Raw genomic sequence first — 21,698 nt, forward strand, 5'->3', positions numbered from 1 at the left:
CTTGGTAGAACCACGGCTCTCTGGCATCATGCGCCAAAGAACGCCGTGGCCAGTCACGGAACCAAGTGTGTAAAGGTAGTCAGTGTTAGAAAACAGCCAACAATTAAGTAACAATTACGACGAGCAAGGTTACTTTGTTATCCGAAACTATTTCGATGAAGCGCAAATTTCATCGCTTCGAGAAGTCGTGTTGAAATTCCATGAATCATGGAAAGACGACAACAGAAAATTCTATCGAGAAGAAGCATTTAACTCGTCTTTGATTACCGGTACCGAATATCTTTCCCCTAAAGAGAGAACCCTGCTTTTCGATTTCATTAGCTCGAAAAAAGTCATGAACGTGGTGGATGCGGTAATACCGGAAAACCCGGCGTTCATGAACACGCAGCTATTCTTTAATCCTGTCAATCCGGAACAGAAGGATTTCTGGCATCGCGACTGTCAGTACGACTATGACATTGAAGACCAGATGAGAGTCATCCAAGACACGCAAGTGCTGCACCTTCGTGTTCCTCTTTTTGACGAGCTCGGCATGGAAGTCATCCCTGGTACGCACAAGCGATGGGACAATGAAGAAGAGTACAATGTTCGCCAAGAAGTGAATGGCAAAGTGAGTAATGACCCCATCTCTGGTGGCGTAAAAATTCCGTTAGCGGCGGGCGATCTGTTGGTGTTTTCAGCAGACATGATCCATCGCGGCCTATATGGATTGGATCGCTTGGCGTTGGACATTCTGATCTTCGATTCGGCAGCGGACTATATCGACTACATCGATGACGATTGCTTGCCCACACTCTCCATGCTGAACAAGATTGCCGACCCAAGGTTATTTTTGAATACGCTGCGCCTCAAATCGACAGCGTGTGCGTAGGGAATATCGCAAAAAATTCCGGTTGATGCCATACGTGCCATGATACGCATGGCATCGATTGATTAGAACAAATGATATAAAGCTCAATCATTAGACTTGCTGCCAACTGAGTCGCATGAATCCCCCTCTCACCCTCGTAATTTTTAATCACTGTGCTCAAATGAAGACATTCCATTTCATTAAGAGCGAAACCATGACCCGTGATTTGCCCCTAAAGCACAACAGCGAAAAAACGTATCAAGGCGTGGTAGAACGATTTTCATTTAAGGCCGCATCACTGGTAGGCAATGTTGCCAATGAAGATGTGTCACGCCATATCATCGTCTATCTCCCGCAAACATATGCGGACAATCCACAACGTGAATATCCCATCGTTTACATGCTTCATGGCATGGATAGCGATCAAAGAAGTTGGTTTGCTTCTGCCCCAAACAATCCCGGTATTGAACACATCATGAATCGGTTGGTGGGTAGCGGAGAAATTGAAGAGATGATCATTGTGGCCGTCGATGGCACAACATCGATACTGGGTTCTTGGTATCTCAATTCCCCCATTTCCGGCAATTTCTTTGACTATTTAACGCAAGATGTGATCGAAGAAACCGAAAGCCGATACCGAGCGAAAAAAGGAAAACGCGCCATTTGCGGTCATTCCATGGGAGGATTTGGCGCACTCAATGCAATCATGATGCGCCCCGATCTGTATCAAGCATGCGCAGCATTAAGCCCAGGTGGAATGATGATGAGAGATCATCGCTATCAAGAACATGCTGGGTTCTTTAGCCATCAATTCGACTTATTTGCCAAAGGTGAAGAATGTGAATGGTTCATTCACGCCTACCTCACCGTTCTTCGCGTTATTGCACCGGATAGCGATAACCCGCCTACTTACATCACGCGAGACATAAACGAAGCCATGTTAGCGCTTGAGCAATTCAACCTGTCAGCCACAGCAAGAGACAAAGCGCCACTCCTCAATACCCAGCGAAAAGAAACATTGCCCATCTACACCGAAATCGGCACTGACGAAGGCGAATCCGTCCGTGAGCCCATCATCGATAATTTCAGAAAAATGGTGTCGACGTTCAATGAGTTAGATATTCCCGTCACTAGCCATATTTTTGAAGGTGGACACGTTGATAAGGTCGGAGAACAAACGGTTCGTGGGCTTCGGTTTATTGATGCTGCGTTGCGAAAATAACAGAGGTTGATTGAACCAAGACGAGGTTGGAGTGATGGACTCAGAAGTTAGCTTTTATCTTCTCAACAAAAGTTTCAACCTGTGACTTCGTCACCTTTTCGCTTTCATACAATGACAAAAACTTAAGTTTACACTTAGGCGCACACGCGCCGAGTAAACCAATTTTGAGCACTCTTTTCACTGGCTTCCACATCACAAACGTATCAACCCACCAAGGTGAACCCAAGGTCGTCACCACCTTGACCTCTTTGAGATTGTGGAGGCGTGGTTTAAGCGCACCAAGATCTTTATCATGATCATAGGCGTAACCCGGTGCCCATACTCTATCAATCCAACCTTTCAACATCGCGGGCAAACCAAACCACCACGTTGGGAAAATCAACACCAAACACTCTGCTTCAAGAAGCAGTGAAATGTCATCCTCGACGCCACTTTTATCGTATTGTTCTGCGTAATAACTGTTTCGCTCTGCAGCCGTCAACGCCGGTTCAAAGCCACGCTCGTACAGATCAATGACTTCGACGTCATAGCCTTTTGAAACAAGGTGTTCGACAGTCTGTGCACTCAAATACTGACACAAGCTTTCCTTGACGGGATGTGACACAACAACCAAGCATTTCATGATGCTCCTCCATGAGTAATAGCGATGAGTCAGGGTGGATTACCCTTGATAGGAATCTGTCACATTAGCGAATGGCATTCAAACGACTGGAAGGTTACATCTCTCTCTCAACACGTTTTGTGATGAAAGAGAGAAAAGAAGATTCTGGACGCTCAGAAAGAGCAGCAATCAGGAGAGTTCGTTAAACGATAGGCTGTGCAACAGTACAGTTAACGCGTGTCACCGAGCCTTTTTCAACAATGAAAAACGCATCTTGCGGCAAGTCTTGCTGCCAGACTTCCTCGTAAGTTAAGCCCAACAACACACCACGAAGTACGATTCCTGTTAAGCCGTGGCTAACCACAACCACATCTTCACCTTCAGGCAGCTCAGACAACCAAGCATTCAGTCTCGCTTTCACATCATCATAGGTTTCTGCATTTGGTGCGCTTAAATACCAATCGCTTTTTTCCAACAGATAAGGATTCTCAGACACCAAGCTTGGGATGCTTCTTTGTTCCCAATCCCCCAAAGAGAACTCTTTGAGCCTTGGCTCTTCGATGATTTCAGAACTTGGGTAGCCGATCTCCTCACACACAATGTGCGCAGTTTGCAGTGCTCGCCCTAGGGAACTTGAATAAACGCTGACATGGCTTCCTTGCAAATACGCTTTTAGTACAGCCCCAACACTCTGAGCTTGCGCCGTACCTTTTTCAGTGAGTGGCGAGTTACAGTGACCCTGTAACTTCTTCTCTGCATTAAACTCAGTCTCACCATGTCTTAAAACAAATATTCTACTGCTCATTTTTCGTTCTTAGGTTATTGATATACCCAAGCAACATAACTGAATGGCAATAGAAGCGCAAAATGTTGCGCTTGAATCATTTCATTCGTGATGGATTGGACATTTAGCATCGGATTATGTCGAGTGTGATAACAGTGACTGCCCGAACAATCATTAGTCGTCAGGCAACTTCCCATCAATCGGCATGCTTTACACCGCACCCTTTGAGCACTAAATTCACCAAAAACTCAGCTGCTTGTTCAAAGTCGTTATCATCCAGCTCATATTGACCGCTCACTTGGCAAATCTGCCAGTTAAAGTCGGCATAGGTTTGAGTGGAAGACCAAAGCATGAACATGAGGTGTTTTGGCGGAACGGGTTCCATCCAGCCTTTGCCGATCCAGTATTCGAATTTTGTCAGGATCATTTTGGATTGATCCATCAAGGCTTCTGCTATGTCTTTCGGTAGATGCGGAGCACCAGCCATCACTTCGGCGGCAAAGGTTTTTGATGCGGCGGCGTGGTCTCGGGAAATCCTCAGTTTGCTGCGTATATATTGCGTCAGCGCTTCTCGTGGATCATTGACTTGTTCTATTGGGTAAGAGGCTGCCAACAAAGGCTGGGTAACGCTTTCCAATACGGCGCGGTAAAGGTTGTCTTTGGTGTTGAAATAATAATAGAGGTTAGGCTTGGGGATTTCTGCACGCTGGGCAATTTCGGCGGTAGTCGTCGCTGCATAGCCTTTTTCTGCAAAGAGCTGGCTGGCCACTTCGATGATTTTGTCTTGGTTTTTTGTCCTGATGCGTGACATTGCCCGTCCGTGGTTTCATTTGACGTTTATTCATATACCCAAGCAACCTGAAGATACAGGATTCAGGTTACTTGGGTATAACTCTAATGAAACAACAGCAAACCATCCAGTTGCATGGATGAAATTCTTGGCGCAACAGGCAAAAAAAAGCCCGTCGTGAAAGAGCGGGCAAAAAGCAAAGGACCGATAAAACAAATCTAAGTAATGCAGCGCTAAATGCGCATGAGCAAAAAAACTCTGGAATTAGTCTCCGCGAATATTGTGGTTTGAAAGCGATTCAATGGCTTTCACTAATGCGGAATGGTCCCAATCCTCCCCTCCCTGTTCTGCACATAAGCTGAATAAGTCTTGCGCGGATTGCGTATTAGGCAGCGCCACACCAAGCGCTTGCGCCCCCGTTAGCGCGAGATTCAAATCCTTCTGATGAAGACGAATACGAAACCCTGGATCAAACGTGCCATTGACCATGCGCTCTCCGTGAACTTCGAGCACTTTTGAATTGGCAAATCCGCCCAACAATGACGTGCGAATGCGTGCAGGATCAGCGCCCGCTTTGGAGGCAAACACCAGCGCTTCGGACACTGCTTCAATGTTTAGCGCGACAATGATTTGATTCGCGACTTTACACACCTGCCCCGCACCACAATCGCCCACCAAGTTGATGTTCTGACCCATAGCGCCGAACAAAGGCAGTGCTTTCTCGAAGTCGGTTTCAGCACCACCCACCATGATGGTGAGCGTGGCATTAATGGCTCCCACTTCTCCGCCGGAAACGGGCGCATCTAAATACGCCGCGCCAGTTTCGTGTACTTGGCTGGCAAATCGCTTGGTTTCAATGGGAGAAATAGAACTCATGTCGATCACGGTTTGAGATGCATCAAGGCTTGAAGCTATCCCTTCTGCGCCGAACAGTACTTCTTCAACCTGCGGCGTATCAGGCACCATGATGATGACAAATCCCGCGTCTTTTATCGCTTCACGATGACTCGCAAAGGTTTTGGCTCCAGCTTCGGTAAGCGATGTTGGAGCGGGAGAGCGACGTTCAGAGAGATGAAGTTGATAACCTGCTTTTTGCAGATTTTCAGCCATGGGTTTGCCCATGATACCTGTCCCTATAAATGCAATTGTCGTCATCGTTTTACTCCTTATTCTGGTGATGTTCAGATAGCCATGTCAGACCTTCTTCCGTCGTCGTCGCGGGTTTGTACTCACAGCCCACCCAACCTTGATAACCAATATCGTCGATATGGCTAAACAGGAAGTGGTAGTTCAGTTCACCCGTTCCCGGTTCATGCCGCCCAGGGTTGTCAGCAATTTGAATGTGACCTATACGGTTGAGAGTGGATGTCAGGGTTGGCGCAATATCCCCTTCCATGATTTGCATGTGGTAGATGTCGTATTGCAGCGAAATGTTGTCGCTACCTACCGCATCACAGATACGCAGCGCCTGCTTGGTGTTTGTCAGTGCAAAGCCGGGGATATCACGGGTATTGATGGCTTCGATCACCAGCCTGATTCCGGCATTCTGCAACTCTCGATTAGCAAATTTGAGGTTTTCAATCAACGTGTCCTCGGCAAGTTCCTGACTCACACCTTGTGGCACCACTCCCGCTAAGCAATTCACTTGCTCGCACTCAAGTGCCTTTGCATAGGCAATCGCCGTCGGCACGCCTGCACGAAACTCTTCGACACGAGAAGGATCAGCCGCAATGCCACGGTCGCCTCTTTCCCAATCCCCTGAGGGAAGATTAAATAACACTTGTTTCAGCTGGTTTCTGTCCAATTCGGCTTTCAGTTCTTGGACGTCAAAGGCATACGGAAACAGATATTCCACCCCTTCAAAGCCATTTTTAGCGGCGGCGTTGAAACGCTCAATGAATGGCAATTCGGTAAATAGCATCGATAAGTTGGCAGCGAGTTTTGGCATCGTTATCTCCTTATAGTCTGGCTGTTTTAATTAATCTTTATTGACAGGTTTGATGGTCAGGCTTTTTAAAAGCCAACAGCTAATCGTGGTTTTGTGCCGCCAACGCAGTAGGAGCATCGGCTATTGATTCGGCTATCGATTCAAACTCATTCACGGCATTGATCTCGACACCCATCGAAATGTTGGTCACTTTCTCCAAGATGATTTCAACCACCACGGGCACCTGATGTTTCTCCATTAGCACTTTGGCTTGTTCAAGAGCCGACGCAATTTGATCGGGCTCTCTAACCCTTAGCGCCTTACAACCTAAACCTTCCACCACAGCAACATGATCGACACCGTAATCCGCCAACTCTGGGGCATTTTGATTTTCGAAAGCCAACTGCACACAGTAATCAATATCGAATTGACGCTGAGCCTGACGAATTAAGCCAAGGTAGGAGTTGTTCACCAATACGTGGATATACGGCAGCTTAAATTGCGCCCCGACGGCAAGTTCTTCAATCATGAATTGGAAGTCATAGTCACCCGATATGGCGACAATCTGACGATTTGGATCTGCCGCTCGCACACCCAATGCGGCAGGTACTGTCCAACCTAGTGGCCCTGCTTGCCCGCAGTTGATCCAATGACGTGGCTTGTAAACATGAAGAAATTGCGCCGCTGCGATTTGTGACAAGCCAATGGTGCTGACGTAACAAGTATCGCGATCGAACACGCGGTTCATCTCTTCATACACGCGCATCGGTTTAACGGGCTGTTCGTTGTAATGGGTTTTACGCAGCATAGTGGCTTTACGTTGCTGACACTCGCTCACCCATGCGCTGTTATCACGCAATTTTCCTTCGCCCTTCCACGCTTTCGCCACGTCAATTAACACGTTGAGGGCTTCATAAGCATCTGAAACGACACCAAGATCAGGGCAAAAAACGCGGCCTATTTGCGTAGGCTCTATATCGATATGCACAAACTTTCGACCTTCTGTATACACATCAACGGATCCCGTGTGGCGATTCGCCCAGCGATTACCGATACCAAACACCAGATCGGACGCTAGCATGGAGGCATTGCCATAGCGATGAGACGTTTGCAGCCCAACCATGCCAGCCATGAGCTCATGATCATCAGCAATGCTTCCCCACCCCATTAACGTAGGGATAACCGGTACACCGACAATCTCCGCAAAAGCCTGCAATTGGTCTGAAGCGTTTGCATTAATTACCCCCCCGCCAGAGACAATCAGCGGACGGTCGGCGTTATTGAGCATGGTCAACGCCATTTCAGCTTGGTGACGCGTCATTACTGGCTTGTAAGGTTCCAGTGGTTCATAGCTGTCGATATCGAATTCAATCTCAGCCAATTGAACATCCAAAGGCAGATCAATAAGAACAGGACCGGGCCGACCAGAACGCATCACTTGAAAGGCATGCTGTATCGCCCTCGGCACTTGCGCGGGTTCCATCACGGTTGAGCACCATTTAGTGACGGGGCGGGCAATGGATTCAATATCCACCGCTTGAAAGTCTTCCTTGTGAAGCCGTGCTCGTGGCGCTTGCCCAGTGATACAAAGAATAGGAATTGAATCTGCTTGAGCTGAATACAAACCGGTGATCATGTCTGTACCCGCTGGGCCTGAAGTACCAATGCACACACCAATGTTGCCCGTATTGGCTCGCGTATAACCTTCCGCCATGTGTGAGGCCCCCTCAACATGGCGGGCTAAGACATGATCGATGCCACCTGCTTTCTGCAATGCCGAGTAAAAAGGGTTAATGGCTGCGCCCGGAACACCAAACGCTTTAACAACCCCTTCGCGCTTTAACACTTCAATAGCGGCATCAATTGCTCTCATCTTTCCCATACAAACCTCCTTTGTATACAATTTACATCTTAATTGTATTCTTAGATCGATTAATATTTAACCGCAAGGATTTTTTAACAAACTTGAAACCGCTTTTAGGGATGGATTTGCACAAACTCACGCATACCACCAGCGCTGATAGAGGTCTGATCACTTGTGTAATCTTCATCAAAACACATGAACCTTATTCACATTGCATTAACAATGTGCTTTTATTGTTCACTATAAAAACAAAATAATGACACCAAAAATAGATTTATTGTATACATTAAAGCAAGGATACCGACCATGAATGACACAAAAGACCATACGGAAAGTCATCAAAAACATCACCGTCAGCCAGCATCAAGGTTAGAAGTCACAGGGCCAATATTTAGCGAAGAAGCCAAAACGATCCTAACCCTCAAGGCTCTCACTTTTTTAGCGTCACTGACTGCTGCATTTTCAAGTGAACTTCAAACACTGCTTGAGACACGAAAGGCCAAACAGAGATTATTTGATGAGGGGACACTGCCGGAATTTCGAACCGATACCGCATCGATTCGCGACGATCCGAATTGGAAAGTGTCATCAATACCTGATGACTTACTTGATCGGCGTGTTGAAATCACTGGACCAATAGACCGAAAGTTGGTGATCAATGCACTCAACTCTGGCGCGAATGTATTTATGTGCTGTTTTGAGGATGCGACGTCGCCAACATGGGAAAACATGGTGAATGGTCAAATTAATCTTCGCGATGCGAACCTTGGCACCATTGCGTTTACTGACAAAAAGAGTGGTAAGCGCTATGAACTCGGGCATTCCCCCGCCACGCTGATCCATCGCCCACGTGGTTTGCACCTAGAAGAAGCGCACATACTGTTTGATGGCAAACCTATGCCAGCCTGCCTGATGGATTTCGGCCTGTATTTCTTTCACAACTACCAACAGCGAAAAGCCAACGGCCAAGGCGTGTACTTTTATCTGCCTAAACTTGAATCAATGGAAGAAGCGGCATGGTGGGACGCGGTTTTCGATTTTACCGAGGATTATTTCAGCGTCGAGACCGGCAATATTCGCGCTACGGTTTTGTTAGAAACACTCCCTGCCGTTTTCCAAATGGATGAAATCCTACATGCCATGCGCAAGCACATTGTCGGCATGAACTGTGGTCGCTGGGATTATATTTTCAGCTACATCAAAACCCTCAAAAATCATACCGGCCGCATTCTGCCTGACCGTCATGCCATTGGTATGGATCAGCCTTTTCTTGAAGCGTACAGCAAACGATTGATCCAAACCTGTCACCGACGTGGCGCACTCGCCATCGGCGGCATGTCCGCATTTATCCCCGCTAAAGATCCTGACGAAATGGCGCAAGTGACTCAGAAAGTGATAGATGACAAACGCCGTGAAGCGACGAATGGTCATGATGGAACATGGGTTGCTCATCCACATTTGGTGCCACTTGCTCGTGGTGTGTTTGATGAGTACCTCAACGGTGCGACCCACCAGCGACATTTCATCCCAGATGGCACTTTCGATAGCACTCAACTGTTACAACCGAGTGTTGGATCCAAAGACGAACACGGCGTGAGAAAGAACATTCGTATAGCAGTGCTTTATATGGAGTCTTGGTTACGTGGCATAGGGTGTGTGCCTATATATGGCTTGATGGAAGACGCGGCTACGGCGGAAATATCCCGCGCGAATATTTGGCAATGGTTAAAACATCAGGTGTCGCTTGATGATGGCCGTCCGTTCACCAAAGAGATGTTCAGAACCTGGCTAGACCAAGAAGTGGACGAGATGAAAGCATCCATAGACAACGATCATAATCGGAAATTTGATCATGCATCAGCGTTGTTCTTCGCCCTATCAACCGACCGCCAATTTGCCGACTTCCTGACCATACCCTGCTACGCCGAACTCGAATAACACGTATTGGCGGCAGCATCAATGTGCTGCCTCCGTTCACATCTAGGAGAGCTCAATGGAAAATCTGACGATGACTAACGCGCTAGATATTACCAATCAGGTATTTCTTGCCGCGCAAAACCGAAACACTGCGCCCCTCACTGTTGCCATTTTAGACAAAGGAGGCGCGTTGATTTCTCTTCAACGGCAAGATGGCTCAAGCATGATGCGGCCTGAAATCGCGATTGGAAAAGCATGGGGCGCTTTAGCGCTGGGTTGCTCCTCTCGGAAAATTGCGGACGATGCACAAGCAAGACCCAGTTTTATCTCGTCAGTGTCCACGCTCGCACATGGGAACCTTGTACCCGTAGCAGGTGGCGTGCTTATCCGCGACGAACAATCCACTCTTCTTGGTGCTGTCGGCGTGTCGGGGGACATTTCTGACACAGACGAAGAAGTCGCTATCGCAGGCATTATTGCCGCCCACTTCAATACTGATCATTCGTTAAACTCGTAGCCTTATCACCTCAACATTTCAATACCTATATACCCAAGCAACCTGACGATGCAGGATTCAAGTTGCTTGGGTATCACCCCATGTACAAGACCGACGAATAAAACCCGCCCCGCAAAGATAAACCTCACCAATACAATATTTGCGTCGATGTTGTACAATCACTTCGACTATTCTTATACAAAATCAAACAATCATATTCTTCAGTTTTTTACGTTCGCTTTTAGAACGTTAGTTGACAGCAGACTCGCAGGAAACGACGAGTCGTGAAAGGGGTAACGGTATGACAGGGCTTCTCAAAGCGACCTCAAAAAAGAGTAAATCAACATCCCCTAAGATGACGCAAGATGACGTCGTATACGGCCATATTTTTGATGCCATTCTCGAGCAACGTCTTCCACCCGGCACCAAGCTCAGTGAAGAAGCATTGGGCGAAATTTTTGGCGTCAGCCGCACCATTATTCGACGCGCCTTGCTTCGCCTTTCCGTCGAACAGGTGGTGAGTACGCGACCTAACCGTGGCTCAATTGTTGCTTCTCCGTCGGTGGAAGAAGCCATGCAAATTCTCAAAGCACGCGAAGTCATGGAGTTGGCGATCATTGAACTTGCTGCAGAAAATGCCACCAGCGAACAAATCGCGAAATGTCGCGCTATGGTTGCCGAAGAACATGAAGCCATCGCATTGAACGACACTGGGCGCAGCATTCGACTGTCTGGCGAATTTCACATTGAGTTGGCAGCCATGGCAGATAACCTGCCATTAATGAGTTTCCAGCGCAGTTTGGTGTCCCAATGCTCGCTGATCATTGCACTGTATGAATCAAGCAAACAGCACAACTGCTCTTATGATGAACACACACAACTGCTTGATGCCATTGAGGCCCGAGACAAAAACAAAGCAGTCGCTTTAATGAAAGTACACCTTGATCACATCAAATCGAAACTCAACCTCCATGATGAAATCAGTACACAAGACTTGCACGCTGTTTTCTCGAACGTACTAAAAAAGAAAGCCTAGCTGTTTACCCATTGCCTCGCGGTATATACCCAAACAACCTGAAGATGCAGGATTCAGCGAGCTTGACTTAAGTTATGATCAAGGCGTCCCTTTGCCAATGTAGTGAGCTCCAACAAAAAGGGACAACACCGAGCATGGCGTCAGTAAACTCGCCCGAAGGGAGGCCCTCAGAGCGTCCATTTCATCGTTAAATCCCTGTGAAATAGAATGACTATTCCTACAAGAATTTGCCTTGAACTGAACACTCTGAAGGCCTCTGAAATCGAGCATCTTCAGGTTACTTGGGTATAGCGGGCAATGGGTATATTTCTCTTTTCTTTTTCCTTCCTAATTCGATTCCTTTGTCTTCTCCCAACGTTACAATTTTACGACCTATCTAAGCGATTTTTACCTTCCTCTATTGTGTATCGAAGGCTACCTCACCTATCATTTTCGAGATTAACTGACGATCTAACTCACAGATTGTATACAATCTTTGTTTGCCATTTCTATTGAAAACCAGTCTAAAATTCTCTTAGATATTGATTTAATTAACTTTAAAGATATTGCCGATATGTAAACACACCGTTAATACAAAGTTGACCGAACGGTCAGAAATGACTAGTTTGTAATCAATGGAGACAGAACGTCATGGAGGCAGTGTGATCCGTTTTCTCTTAAATCAAACCTTGTGTGAAGAACAGCACTTATCGCCGAATCTCACCGTACTGAACTATCTTCGCGAACACGTGAGAAAGACAGGAACGAAGGAAGGATGTGGTTCAGGCGATTGTGGAGCCTGTACCGTCGTATTGGGTGAAGTCGTCAATGGAAAGCTTGAATACCGAAGTGTTAATTCTTGCCTAACCTTTGTCTCTGCTTTGCATGGAAAACAACTGATCACGGTGGAAGATCTTCGTTCGCAAGCGGGCTTGCACCCTGTGCAGAAAGCCATGGTGGATTTTCATGGCAGCCAATGTGGTTACTGCACGCCAGGTTTTATCATGTCGATGTTTGCACTAACCAAAAACAGTCCGAATGCAGATAAAGAAGATACTTACGAAGCACTGGCTGGCAATCTTTGTCGCTGCACGGGTTATCGACCTATTGTGAACGCAGCGCTTTCTCTTAGCCAAGAAACACCGATTCGCGATCAGTTTTTCGAGTATGAAAAAGAGACCATCGATAGGCTCAATGCTATTGGTCTACCCGACCTTGAACATCACGCTGACGGAAAAACTGCCTTCACACCGACCAATAGCAATGAACTCGCAGATATCCTGTTAGCGCATCCCGATGCAAAAATGTTGGCGGGAGGAACGGATTTGGCGCTGGAAGTCACTCAGTTCCATCGCGACATTAACACCTTGGTTTACTTGGGCCATGTAGATGACATCAAGACGGTGAATGAAAGCGAGACGCATATCAACATCGGCGCTAATGTCCCATTCACTGATGTCTACCGAGCGCTTGAACCACACTACCCAGATTTTGGCGCATTACTACAACGTTTTGCGTCTCTGCAAATTCGCAACCAAGGCACTGTGGGTGGCAACATAGCTAACGCATCCCCCATTGGTGATGGGCCGCCGTTACTCATTGCGCTTGGTGCAAGCATGACGCTAAGGCTTGGTAACACAACCCGCGATATTGCACTTGAAGATTTCTTTCACGATTACAAAGTAACGGCACTGCAGCCTTCTGAGTTCATACAGACGATTCACATCCCTAAACCAACGCCAGATAAGGCGTTCAAAGCGTATAAGATTTCAAAACGCTTTGATGATGATATCTCCGCGGTCTGTGGCGCATTTCGCTTAACCTTCGATCAAGAAAGTGACACCGTCACTGAGGCACGAATTGCCTTTGGGGGCATGTCTGCCACTCCTGCTCGTGCCACGCTCTGTGAACAAGCATTGATCGGTAAACCACTCTCACTCGCTACCATTCAAGTTGCGATGAATGCACTGGCGAATGACTTCTCGCCAATATCGGATGTTCGAGCCACCAAAGAATACCGCGCGGAAACTGCCGCTAATTTGCTCTATCGCTTATATACCGAACTCACTTATGCCAAAGATGGCAACACGATTGAAACGAGGGTGATTCACTATGTCTCGTAAAACGACCCCATCAATGACGCTCGAAGAAATGACGGCACAGGCAAAAGCGGGATTAACCACTGGTGTTGGGAAATCCGTCAAACACGAGAGTGCAGAGAAACAGGTTTCTGGTGAAGCCATCTACATAGACGACAGAGGCGAATTCCCCAATCAGCTTCACGTTTATGCGCTGATGAGCCCGCATGCTCACGCCAACATCACCAAGCTCGATGTGTCTCCTTGCTATCACGTCGCAGGCGTTCGCAGTGTGATGACGTCAAAAGATGTTCCCGGCGAATTGGATATTGGTCCAATCCTTCCAGGCGACCCAATGCTGGCAGACGGCAAAGTGGTTTATGTCGGACAACCAGTGATTGCCGTCGCTGCTGACAGTCTCGAAAACGCGCGAAAAGGCGCCGAAGCTGCCATTGTCGAATATGAATTGCTGCCGGCAGCCCTCAATGTCGAAGAAGCCTTAGCGCAAGAATTGTTCGTTACAGATAGCCACACCCAAAAGCGCGGCGATTCAACGACTGCCATCGCTAATGCACCGCATGTATTAGAAGGCTCTCTGCACATCGGCGGCCAAGAACACTTCTATTTAGAAACACAGGTATCAAGCGTTGTTCCCACCGAAGATGGTGGTGTCATTGTCTATTGCTCTACCCAGAATCCAACCGAAGTGCAAAAGCTTGTTGCAGCCGTGCTTGCCGTGCCGATGCACAAGGTATTGATTGATATGCGACGTATGGGCGGCGGTTTTGGCGGCAAAGAAACACAAGCGGCAGGCCCCGCGTGTATTGCAGCAGTTTTCGCAGCACAAACTGGTCAGCCAGTAAAATTCCGCCTTCCTCGTCGTGAAGACATGATGATGACGGGCAAGCGCCATCCTTTCTTTAATCAATATAAAGTGGGTTTTGACGATCAAGGGGTCATTCAAGGCATAGATATTGTCGTTTCAGGTAATGCTGGTCATTCACCGGATTTATCACGCTCCATTGTCGACCGCGCCATGTTCCACTCAGACAATGCCTACTACTTGAACAATGCAACGGTCACCGGACACTGTGTGAAAACCAATACCGCTTCTAATACTGCATATCGCGGTTTTGGTGGGCCTCAAGGCATGATGACCATCGAACATGTTATGGACAGCATTGCCTATCACCTCAACAAAGATCCGTTGGAAATCCGCAAGGCCAACTACTACGTTAACAACGATAACAATATGAATGGAAATGAGACTAGCAATGGTCATGGTACTAGCGACGGACGAGATGAAACTCACTACTACCAAAAAGTGGAAGATAACTTCATCCACGAAATGACATCGGATCTCGAACTGTCTTGTGATTACCAAGCAAGACGAGAAGCCATTGCCGAGTTCAATGCTAACAGCCCGATTTTGAAAAAAGGCATCTCGTTAACACCGGTGAAGTTCGGTATTTCCTTTACTGCTACGTTCCTCAATCAGGCTGGCGCGCTCGTCACCGTGTATACCGACGGCAGCATTTCACTTAACCACGGCGGTACAGAAATGGGGCAAGGACTGAACACCAAAGTCGCCCAAATCGTCGCGGAAACCTTCAATGTGGATGTCAGCACGATTCAAGTCACGGCAACCAACACTGAAAAGGTGCCGAACACCTCACCCACCGCCGCGTCGTCAGGCACAGACCTAAACGGCAAAGCAGCACAGAATGCAGCGTTAACCATTAAAGAACGCATGGTGAGTTTTGCGTCTACCCACTTTGATGTCGCCCCCGAAGAGGTGGTGTTCAGTAACGGCATTGTCTCGATGGGTGACAAACAAGCCATGACGTTCGCCGATTTCACCGAGCTGTGTTGGTTCAACCAGATATCGCTGGCTGCCTCTGGCTTCTATCGCACACCGAAGATCTTCTACGATCATGAAAACGCGCGCGGGCGCCCTTTCTATTACTTCGCGTTCGGCGTGTCGTGTTCGGAAGTCATCATCGACACGCTCACAGGGGAATACAAAGTCTTGCGCGCTGACATTCTGCACGACGTTGGCGCATCGCTAAATCCCGCCATCGATATTGGTCAGGTGGAAGGCGGCTTTATTCAAGGCATGGGTTGGCTAACCACTGAAGAGTTAGTATGGAACGACAAAGGCCAATTGATGACCTCTGGCCCTGCCAGCTACAAGATCCCCGCTGTCGCAGACACACCTGAGATCTTTAATACGCACTTGGTCGAAAACCGCACCAACGCCGAAGACACCGTGTTCCATTCTAAAGCTGTCGGAGAACCTCCGTTCATGCTGGCCATTTCCGTTTGGAGTGCTATTCGCGATGCTGTGGCGAGTGTGGCTGATGAGGGGGAAATTCCTCACCTTCCAGCCCCAGCAACCCCCGAGCAGGTGTACAACGCCATCAAGAAAGCACGGAATGGCAAGTCTCCTGCCTCGTTGTCACTGTAGGTAGAGAGCCTAGGATCATGGAGATTGATGATGTTTAAAGACAATTGGATCCAAGCACTGGCAGACTTCGAGAACCGAGGCATACCGTGTGTCATGGTCACAGTGTTGGAAGACCGAGGCTCAGTGCCACGCGGGGCGGGAACCAAAATGTTGGTTACCGACAATGACGTTATTGCCACGATCGGTGGCGGACACCTTGAACATGTGGCAATGAAAGCCGCAAAGGAGATGCTGACGCAAGGTGACAGCGACATGAAGGTCGAGCGATTCAATCTAGGCGCACGGCTCGGGCAATGTTGCGGTGGCGTTGTGACGTTAAGCTTCGAGCCGATTGGACAACAACGTCATGTACTGGCGTTGTTTGGTGCAGGCCATGTGGCGAAAGCACTTGTCCATGTACTCGCCACCTTGCCTTTCAAAGTGATTTGGATAGATGAACGGGAAGAGCAGTTTCCTTCAACGATGCCAGAAAATATCGAAATGCGTCTCTCTGACGACCCAGTGGGTGAAGTTGCCGCGCTGCCATCCAACAGTATGTACTTGGTGTTAACGCATAACCACCAGTTGGATTTCGATCTTTGCCGCGCCATTTTAAAACGCGGCGATAGCCGCTATTTTGGTTTGATTGGCTCGCTCTCTAAGCGTAAGCGTTTTGATTATCGCCTGAAGGAACGCGGGTTTGATGACGACGCGATCAACACCATGATCTGCCCCATCGGCATTACTGAAGTTAAGGGCAAGCACCCCACAGAAATCGCCGTTTCTGTCGCAGGAGAACTGATTGCGTGTTATCAAGGCGAAATCATATCCAGCAAACGAGATCACTCTCCACAGAATCCGACTGAAAAAGACTCTACTCTGTCTACGCTGCCTAAACTCGATAAAGAGAAAGCGCTAGATCAAAAAGATAACGATAAGAATAATAAAGAAAAAATAAGGGCATAAAGGAATGAGTGACCCAAAAACGCATCCGGCGAAAGCCTTTCGCGCTGCCATACTGCACAGTCTTACCAACCCAACGGACGTGGGTTTAGACGACTCCTATCAATATTTCGAAGACGGCATATTAGTTGTCGCAGACGGCCACATTGTTAACGTTGGACACGCACGTGATGTGCTGCCCACGCTAGATGCCAGCGTTGAGGTTATCGAGCTTGAAAACAAATTGATCACACCAGGCTTTATCGACACCCATATTCACTACCCTCAAACAGGTATGATTGCCGCCTATGGCGAGCAACTTCTTGATTGGCTAAACAACTACACTTTTCCCGAAGAGAAACGCTTTGCCGATACGCAATATGCACGAGAAGTGGCGATTCAGTTTTTAGATGAGCTTGCTCGCAACGGCACAACGACAGCACTGGTGTTTGGCACAGTGCATAAAGCCTCGGTCGATGAGTTTTTTCAAGAAGCGGAAAAGCGCAACCTTCGCATGATCGCGGGTAAAGTCCTGATGGACAGAAATGCCCCTGAAGATCTCACCGATACACCGGAATCGGGCTATGCGGACAGCAAAGCACTGATCGAGAAATGGCATAATAAAGGCAGATTACTTTATGCCGTCACACCGCGTTTTGCACCCACCAGCACCTCTGAACAATTGCATTTAGCTGGCAAGCTACTCGAAGAGTATCCCGACGTATATATGCACACTCACCTATCCGAAAATCACAAAGAAATCGAATGGGTACAAGCGCTGTTTCCTGACAGTAAGAACTATTTGGATGTCTACGATCAGCACAACCTGCTTTCAAGCCGTTCAGTCTTTGCGCACGGCATCCACCTTTGTGATAGCGAATGTCGTCGATTACAGGAAACCGACTCTGCCATTGCTTTCTGTCCTACCTCGAACCTATTCCTAGGTTCTGGCCTATTTCCGCTATCTGAAATGGAAGCCAAAGGCATCAAAGTGGGCATGGGCACTGACGTTGGTGCCGGTACCAGCTTTTCTTTGCTTCAGACCATGAGCGAGGCATACAAAGTGATGCAGCTTCAGGGCAAAAAGCTTCACCCCATAAAATCGCTCTATCAAGCGACGCTTGGAGGGGCAAAAGCACTGTCGCTCGATCATACGATTGGTAACTTCGAATCAGGTAAAGAAGCCGACTTTGTGGTGCTTAACCTACATGCCACGCAACTGATGAAATTTCGAATGGAACACGCCCACTCGCTCGAAGACAAACTGTTTGTGCTGATGACACTGGGTGATGACCGAACAGTATGTGACACCTATTCTTATGGACAATCTGTCTATTCTAGCGAATCAGCATAACATTTGGGGTTCCTGACAATGTATATTCAGCGAGAATAATCTCGCTGAATGAGTCGCCAACATCTCGTCGTCATCGTCTAGATTTGCATCAGTTCCCCGAAGAGCCAGATGTGTTAATACCAAAGCTATTGGCAGGCACCGTCAGTGACGTGCCATCGCTGAATTGCACTTGTTGGCTGGTATTTTGGAAGTTATACGCCACGTAAGTCATTTGATTGCCATTTTTGAACGCCACGGCGGTCGGTGAATCAGCAGTTAATGATCCTGTCCCTGTCATCAAATGCCCTAACGCCTTCCATGTGTGAATCCAATGATAAGTGTGCGCTTTAGACTCACCTTCTTCGGTAATGTAGTTTGAACCGACGGTTTCATAATCTGCAATGGCGGCGTCAGCATCTGTCATCGCCCACAGGTTCCACCAAATGTCGCGCCATTGTCCATCGACCAAGCCAGATGGCTTCCTATTGCGTGACTCAGCCAAACCCAGTTCGACGTAATCTTTCATGTATTCGGCGTGCAAGCCAACATGAAAAACCAGCGGGTTGAGTGGCAGTCCCTGAATTCCAAGGATATGCGCGTAAGCGCCACTAAACCATGTAGAGAATACACCGCCCGTGCCCCAGATGATCGAGGTAGTGATTTTGTCGTAACCCGATGGGAAGTTATCGAAATCAGCCCCTTTGTTAAGGTAGCCGTCAAGGTTGTTCCAGTACTCCCAATACGCAGCGCTTGATGAAGCATGCAAATACATGCCTTTTTCTACCAGATCATCGTCGCCCGTGATCAGGCCATAAAGAACAATCGCGCCATAAGAGTTCGCCGCTTCAGAGGTGGATTCATTATTATTGCCCAAGGCGAAGTTGGCGTGACCCGAAGCCCACGAAAAACCGTTGGCAGGATCGAAGTTGCGAAGATACGGGAACATGTCATCGCCTTTGCTCGCCGCATAATCACGGATTAACAGCTCGACCATTGGGCCATATTGATCAGCACCACACCAGGCTTTGTCGGTACGGCAGATTTCTGCGGCGGCACGTACAAAGTAACCGTAATGAAAGTGGTGATCATTGAGCTGTTGGTGCGTACCAAATGATTCTTCAACGCCCAGCAAGGTTGTCCATGTTTCGTCGTAAACGAAATATCTAACGGTGTCTAAGCTACCATTGGTGTCAGCGCTGAACCAATCTTCCAATTCCGCTTTTAGCCAGCTTGTTAGGGTATTCGCTTCCGTGGTCATGCCTATGCTTCGCGCAATCGCAATCACCTCGGCGGCTTTGCCATAGCTTTTGCCTGACCAATACGTGTCGGTATATGGGTTCCACCCATTCGAGCCTTTATTTACGTATTCTGTGACTAAGCTTTTCAATGTATTGGTATCAAAATCGCCAACCGTACTCGGCAGATAAGGGAGTACGCCAACAAATGGCATGGTGTAAGAAAATCCATTGGTTTGACTGAATTTGATCACGCCACGCGCACTGCGCATTTTATAACTGGTTGTCGCGACAGAACTGTTTTTCCAGTGCAAAGGATGTAAACCTGCGAGGGTTTCAATCGCATTGCCATTATTATCCAAATAGGTGTGCGTGACTGTTACTTGGTTATTGGCGCGGTTAACTTCGTAATCAATTTCTACGTCACGTACAACTTGACGTGCCAACGCGGCAAACTCATTGCTAACAGCATTACTTGGCACAGCAGTGCCCGGTAACAATGCAATAGTCACTTCTTTTGCGCTGTTGATAACGGTAATTCTATTGCTCGTTTTCTCAGTGAAAGTGGTTGCACCCTCGCCCACAATAAGAAAGTTCGTGCGATTGCCAGCTACATTCGTCCACACACCAAGCATGTTGTTTGAATCTGAAAATGTGCCTTTTTCACCGCCATTTGATTTCAGCGTTTTCAACACGATGTCGCCTTGATACGCTTTGACATAAACGTACGGTGAGCCATGCACAAAAGTGGCTTCCATGATTGGCGTTGTTCCGCTTCGCCATTCCACCGTCATCGCGCCATCGCTGTGATCTTTTAGATAGCCTTCCATGTCAGTGAACTGAGAGTTGGCAATGGTAATGCCATCAAAAACTTCATCAAACGGCGCTGGAACTGTGTATTCAAACTTATCAACAGCACCTCTTAACCCGCTGGGAATGCCAAGCATTCTGAATCCACGTTCTGAAATGCGCGCGCTAACGGGATCGGGAGTGATGTACGCAGCACTGTCGGGATCGCCAATGCGCATTTCACCAAGAAAAGATACCGACCCCCACCATTTGTGAGTCGGAACGGGTTGATCTGCAAGATCTGGGACAAGCTGAGGGTAAATCGGTGTTGGTGTACCTATGTTCGAACAAGACTCGACACCCGGTTTAACCACGCCAGCGTTAAACACCCAAAAGCCATGATCTTCAGCACAGCCGTATCCATCAGGGTTAAAGGTGTCTGAAATGCTGCCAGCGCCATAAGAAGTAATCTTATAGTCTCCCTCGTAGCCACCTCCATTGCCTTCAGCCTGCTCAAGGTAAACATCTGCCACTAGCACCGTGCCATTGCCCGAAAACTGCAACCCGATCCACGTCAAATCATTGAATGCAGGAAACGGTATTTGCATGTCGATCCAGCCGTTACTCAGCGCTGTACCCGCGTTCAATGCATAGGCTTTTTTATCTTCACCGCTATTAACACCTTGGATCGACACTTCCACCTGCGTAGCAAAGGTCGTTTTTACTTTAAATCGCAATTGGTTATATGCAGAGGCATCAATGGCATTTGCGGCATCGTAATTCCCCCAAGCCAGTTCAGCATAGGGAACTCCATATCCCGTTCCACTTGTTACCTGAATGGCACGCGCATAGGTGCTGTCTGAGGGATTTTTATCAATCGAAGAGTTTGATCCCCAAGATACCGCGGATTCGGCAAAATTAAACGAATCAGCATTCTCTGAATGGAAAACATAACCATTAGTATCTTCTGGGATTTCGCCGCCATCTGTGCCTTCGCCGCCGTCCGTGCCTTCGCCACCGTCTGTGCTATTGCCTCCGTCAGTGCCTTCGCCACCGTCCGTGCCATCGCCGCCGTCTGTGCCATCGCCGCCGCCTGTGCTATTGCCGCCGTCTGCGCCATCGCCGCCGTCCGTGCCTTCGCCACCGTCCGTGCCATCGCCGCCGTCTGTGCTAACACCACCGTCGGTGCCTTCGCCACCGTCTGCGCCATCACCGCCGTCGGTGCCATCGCCACCGTCTGTGCCATCGCCGCCGTCTGTGCCATCGCCACCGTCCGTGCTATTGCCGCCGTCTGTGCCATTGCCACCGTCCGTGCTATTGCCGCCGTCTGTGCCATCGCCGCCGTCTGTGCCATCACCGCCGTCCGTGCCTTCGCCACCGTCCGTGCTATTGCCTCCGTCTGTGCCATC

16 protein-coding genes are annotated in these 21,698 nt (G+C 48.2%); 9 read left to right on the top strand and 7 right to left on the bottom strand.

What is annotated here, in order from left to right; translation table 11 throughout:
- The first annotated feature begins 82 nt into the window (after positions 1-82).
- Together Q365_RS0106895 and Q365_RS0106900 are read left to right on the top strand one after the other, a co-directional pair.
- Positions 83-871 (top strand): phytanoyl-CoA dioxygenase family protein, encoded by a 789-nt coding sequence (locus Q365_RS0106895; RefSeq protein ID WP_028022656.1) that lies wholly within the window; start codon positions 83-85, stop codon positions 869-871.
- Positions 872-1,031: 160 nt separating this feature from the next.
- A complete protein-coding gene (locus tag Q365_RS0106900; RefSeq protein ID WP_245621511.1) occupies positions 1,032-2,072 on the top strand; it encodes an alpha/beta hydrolase in 1,041 nt (346 codons plus the stop codon).
- A 40-nt stretch (positions 2,073-2,112) separates the two neighbouring features.
- On the opposite strand, the gene Q365_RS0106905 is transcribed toward Q365_RS0106900, so the two are convergent.
- The 6 genes from Q365_RS0106905 to gcl form a co-directional block, all read right to left on the bottom strand.
- Positions 2,113-2,694, bottom strand: coding sequence for an NAD(P)H-dependent oxidoreductase (locus tag Q365_RS0106905; RefSeq protein WP_028022658.1), 582 nt, complete (start codon positions 2,692-2,694; stop codon positions 2,113-2,115).
- Positions 2,695-2,875: 181 nt separating this feature from the next.
- Positions 2,876-3,478 (bottom strand): histidine phosphatase family protein, encoded by a 603-nt coding sequence (locus tag Q365_RS0106910; protein WP_028022659.1) that lies wholly within the window; start codon positions 3,476-3,478, stop codon positions 2,876-2,878.
- Between the two features lie 175 nt (positions 3,479-3,653).
- Complete coding sequence (locus Q365_RS0106915; protein WP_028022660.1) at positions 3,654-4,268, bottom strand: TetR/AcrR family transcriptional regulator; 615 nt, start codon at positions 4,266-4,268, stop codon at positions 3,654-3,656.
- Positions 4,269-4,511: 243 nt separating this feature from the next.
- Entirely contained in the window at positions 4,512-5,402 is an 891-nt protein-coding gene (locus Q365_RS0106920) for a 2-hydroxy-3-oxopropionate reductase (RefSeq protein ID WP_028022661.1), read from the bottom strand.
- A 4-nt stretch (positions 5,403-5,406) separates the two neighbouring features.
- Entirely contained in the window at positions 5,407-6,195 is a 789-nt protein-coding gene (gene hyi, locus Q365_RS0106925) for a hydroxypyruvate isomerase (RefSeq protein ID WP_028022662.1), read from the bottom strand.
- A 79-nt stretch (positions 6,196-6,274) separates the two neighbouring features.
- Entirely contained in the window at positions 6,275-8,056 is a 1,782-nt protein-coding gene (gene gcl, locus Q365_RS0106930) for a glyoxylate carboligase (RefSeq protein ID WP_028022663.1), read from the bottom strand.
- 288 nt (positions 8,057-8,344) lie between these two features.
- Here gcl and aceB point away from each other — a divergent pair, with 288 nt between their 5' ends.
- From aceB to guaD, 7 genes are all read left to right on the top strand, one after another.
- Positions 8,345-9,976: a malate synthase A gene (aceB, locus tag Q365_RS0106935; RefSeq protein WP_028022664.1), complete on the top strand. Its 1,632-nt coding sequence runs from the start codon at positions 8,345-8,347 to the stop codon at positions 9,974-9,976.
- 55 nt (positions 9,977-10,031) lie between these two features.
- Positions 10,032-10,472, top strand: a complete 441-nt coding sequence (locus Q365_RS0106940) for a GlcG/HbpS family heme-binding protein (RefSeq protein WP_028022665.1) — start codon at positions 10,032-10,034, stop codon at positions 10,470-10,472.
- Between the two features lie 280 nt (positions 10,473-10,752).
- Positions 10,753-11,487 carry a GntR family transcriptional regulator gene (locus Q365_RS0106945; protein WP_028022666.1) on the top strand — a complete coding sequence of 245 codons (735 nt, stop codon included), beginning with the start codon at positions 10,753-10,755 and terminating at the stop codon, positions 11,485-11,487.
- A gap of 641 nt (positions 11,488-12,128) precedes the next feature.
- On the top strand, positions 12,129-13,589 hold the full coding sequence (gene xdhA / locus Q365_RS0106950; RefSeq protein WP_035024598.1) for a xanthine dehydrogenase small subunit: 1,461 nt from the start codon (positions 12,129-12,131) through the stop codon (positions 13,587-13,589).
- Positions 13,579-16,011 carry a xanthine dehydrogenase molybdopterin binding subunit gene (gene xdhB / locus Q365_RS0106955; RefSeq protein WP_028022668.1) on the top strand — a complete coding sequence of 811 codons (2,433 nt, stop codon included), beginning with the start codon at positions 13,579-13,581 and terminating at the stop codon, positions 16,009-16,011. Before xdhA ends, xdhB begins: the two co-directional genes overlap by 11 nt.
- 30 nt (positions 16,012-16,041) lie before the next feature.
- Positions 16,042-16,956, top strand: coding sequence for a xanthine dehydrogenase accessory protein XdhC (xdhC, locus tag Q365_RS0106960; protein WP_028022669.1), 915 nt, complete (start codon positions 16,042-16,044; stop codon positions 16,954-16,956).
- Between the two features lie 4 nt (positions 16,957-16,960).
- Positions 16,961-18,286, top strand: coding sequence for a guanine deaminase (gene guaD, locus Q365_RS0106965; protein ID WP_028022670.1), 1,326 nt, complete (start codon positions 16,961-16,963; stop codon positions 18,284-18,286).
- A gap of 88 nt (positions 18,287-18,374) precedes the next feature.
- Here the strand turns inward: guaD and Q365_RS25535 are convergent.
- Positions 18,375-21,698: glycosyl hydrolase (locus Q365_RS25535; RefSeq protein WP_081796179.1), on the bottom strand; the 3,324-nt coding region annotated here is incomplete at its 5' end.

Source organism: Enterovibrio calviensis DSM 14347 (assembly GCF_000621165.1).
Taxonomy (GTDB): Bacteria; Pseudomonadota; Gammaproteobacteria; order Enterobacterales; family Vibrionaceae; genus Enterovibrio; species Enterovibrio calviensis.

What these genes read in the sequence shown, in the direction of transcription:
- Q365_RS0106940 (WP_028022665.1), top strand. Translation starts at nt 10,032, where the DNA reads ATGGAAAATCTGACGATGACTAACGCGCTAGATATTACCAATCAGGTA.
- Q365_RS0106915 (WP_028022660.1), bottom strand. Translation starts at nt 4,268, where the DNA reads ATGTCACGCATCAGGACAAAAAACCAAGACAAAATCATCGAAGTGGCC.
- xdhC (WP_028022669.1), top strand. Translation starts at nt 16,042, where the DNA reads ATGTTTAAAGACAATTGGATCCAAGCACTGGCAGACTTCGAGAACCGA.
- hyi (WP_028022662.1), bottom strand. Translation starts at nt 6,195, where the DNA reads ATGCCAAAACTCGCTGCCAACTTATCGATGCTATTTACCGAATTGCCA.
- Q365_RS0106910 (WP_028022659.1), bottom strand. Translation starts at nt 3,478, where the DNA reads ATGAGCAGTAGAATATTTGTTTTAAGACATGGTGAGACTGAGTTTAAT.
- guaD (WP_028022670.1), top strand. Translation starts at nt 16,961, where the DNA reads ATGAGTGACCCAAAAACGCATCCGGCGAAAGCCTTTCGCGCTGCCATA.
- xdhB (WP_028022668.1), top strand. Translation starts at nt 13,579, where the DNA reads ATGTCTCGTAAAACGACCCCATCAATGACGCTCGAAGAAATGACGGCA.
- Q365_RS0106945 (WP_028022666.1), top strand. Translation starts at nt 10,753, where the DNA reads ATGACAGGGCTTCTCAAAGCGACCTCAAAAAAGAGTAAATCAACATCC.
- Q365_RS0106900 (WP_245621511.1), top strand. Translation starts at nt 1,032, where the DNA reads ATGAAGACATTCCATTTCATTAAGAGCGAAACCATGACCCGTGATTTG.
- Q365_RS0106905 (WP_028022658.1), bottom strand. Translation starts at nt 2,694, where the DNA reads ATGAAATGCTTGGTTGTTGTGTCACATCCCGTCAAGGAAAGCTTGTGT.
- gcl (WP_028022663.1), bottom strand. Translation starts at nt 8,056, where the DNA reads ATGGGAAAGATGAGAGCAATTGATGCCGCTATTGAAGTGTTAAAGCGC.
- aceB (WP_028022664.1), top strand. Translation starts at nt 8,345, where the DNA reads ATGAATGACACAAAAGACCATACGGAAAGTCATCAAAAACATCACCGT.
- Q365_RS0106920 (WP_028022661.1), bottom strand. Translation starts at nt 5,402, where the DNA reads ATGACGACAATTGCATTTATAGGGACAGGTATCATGGGCAAACCCATG.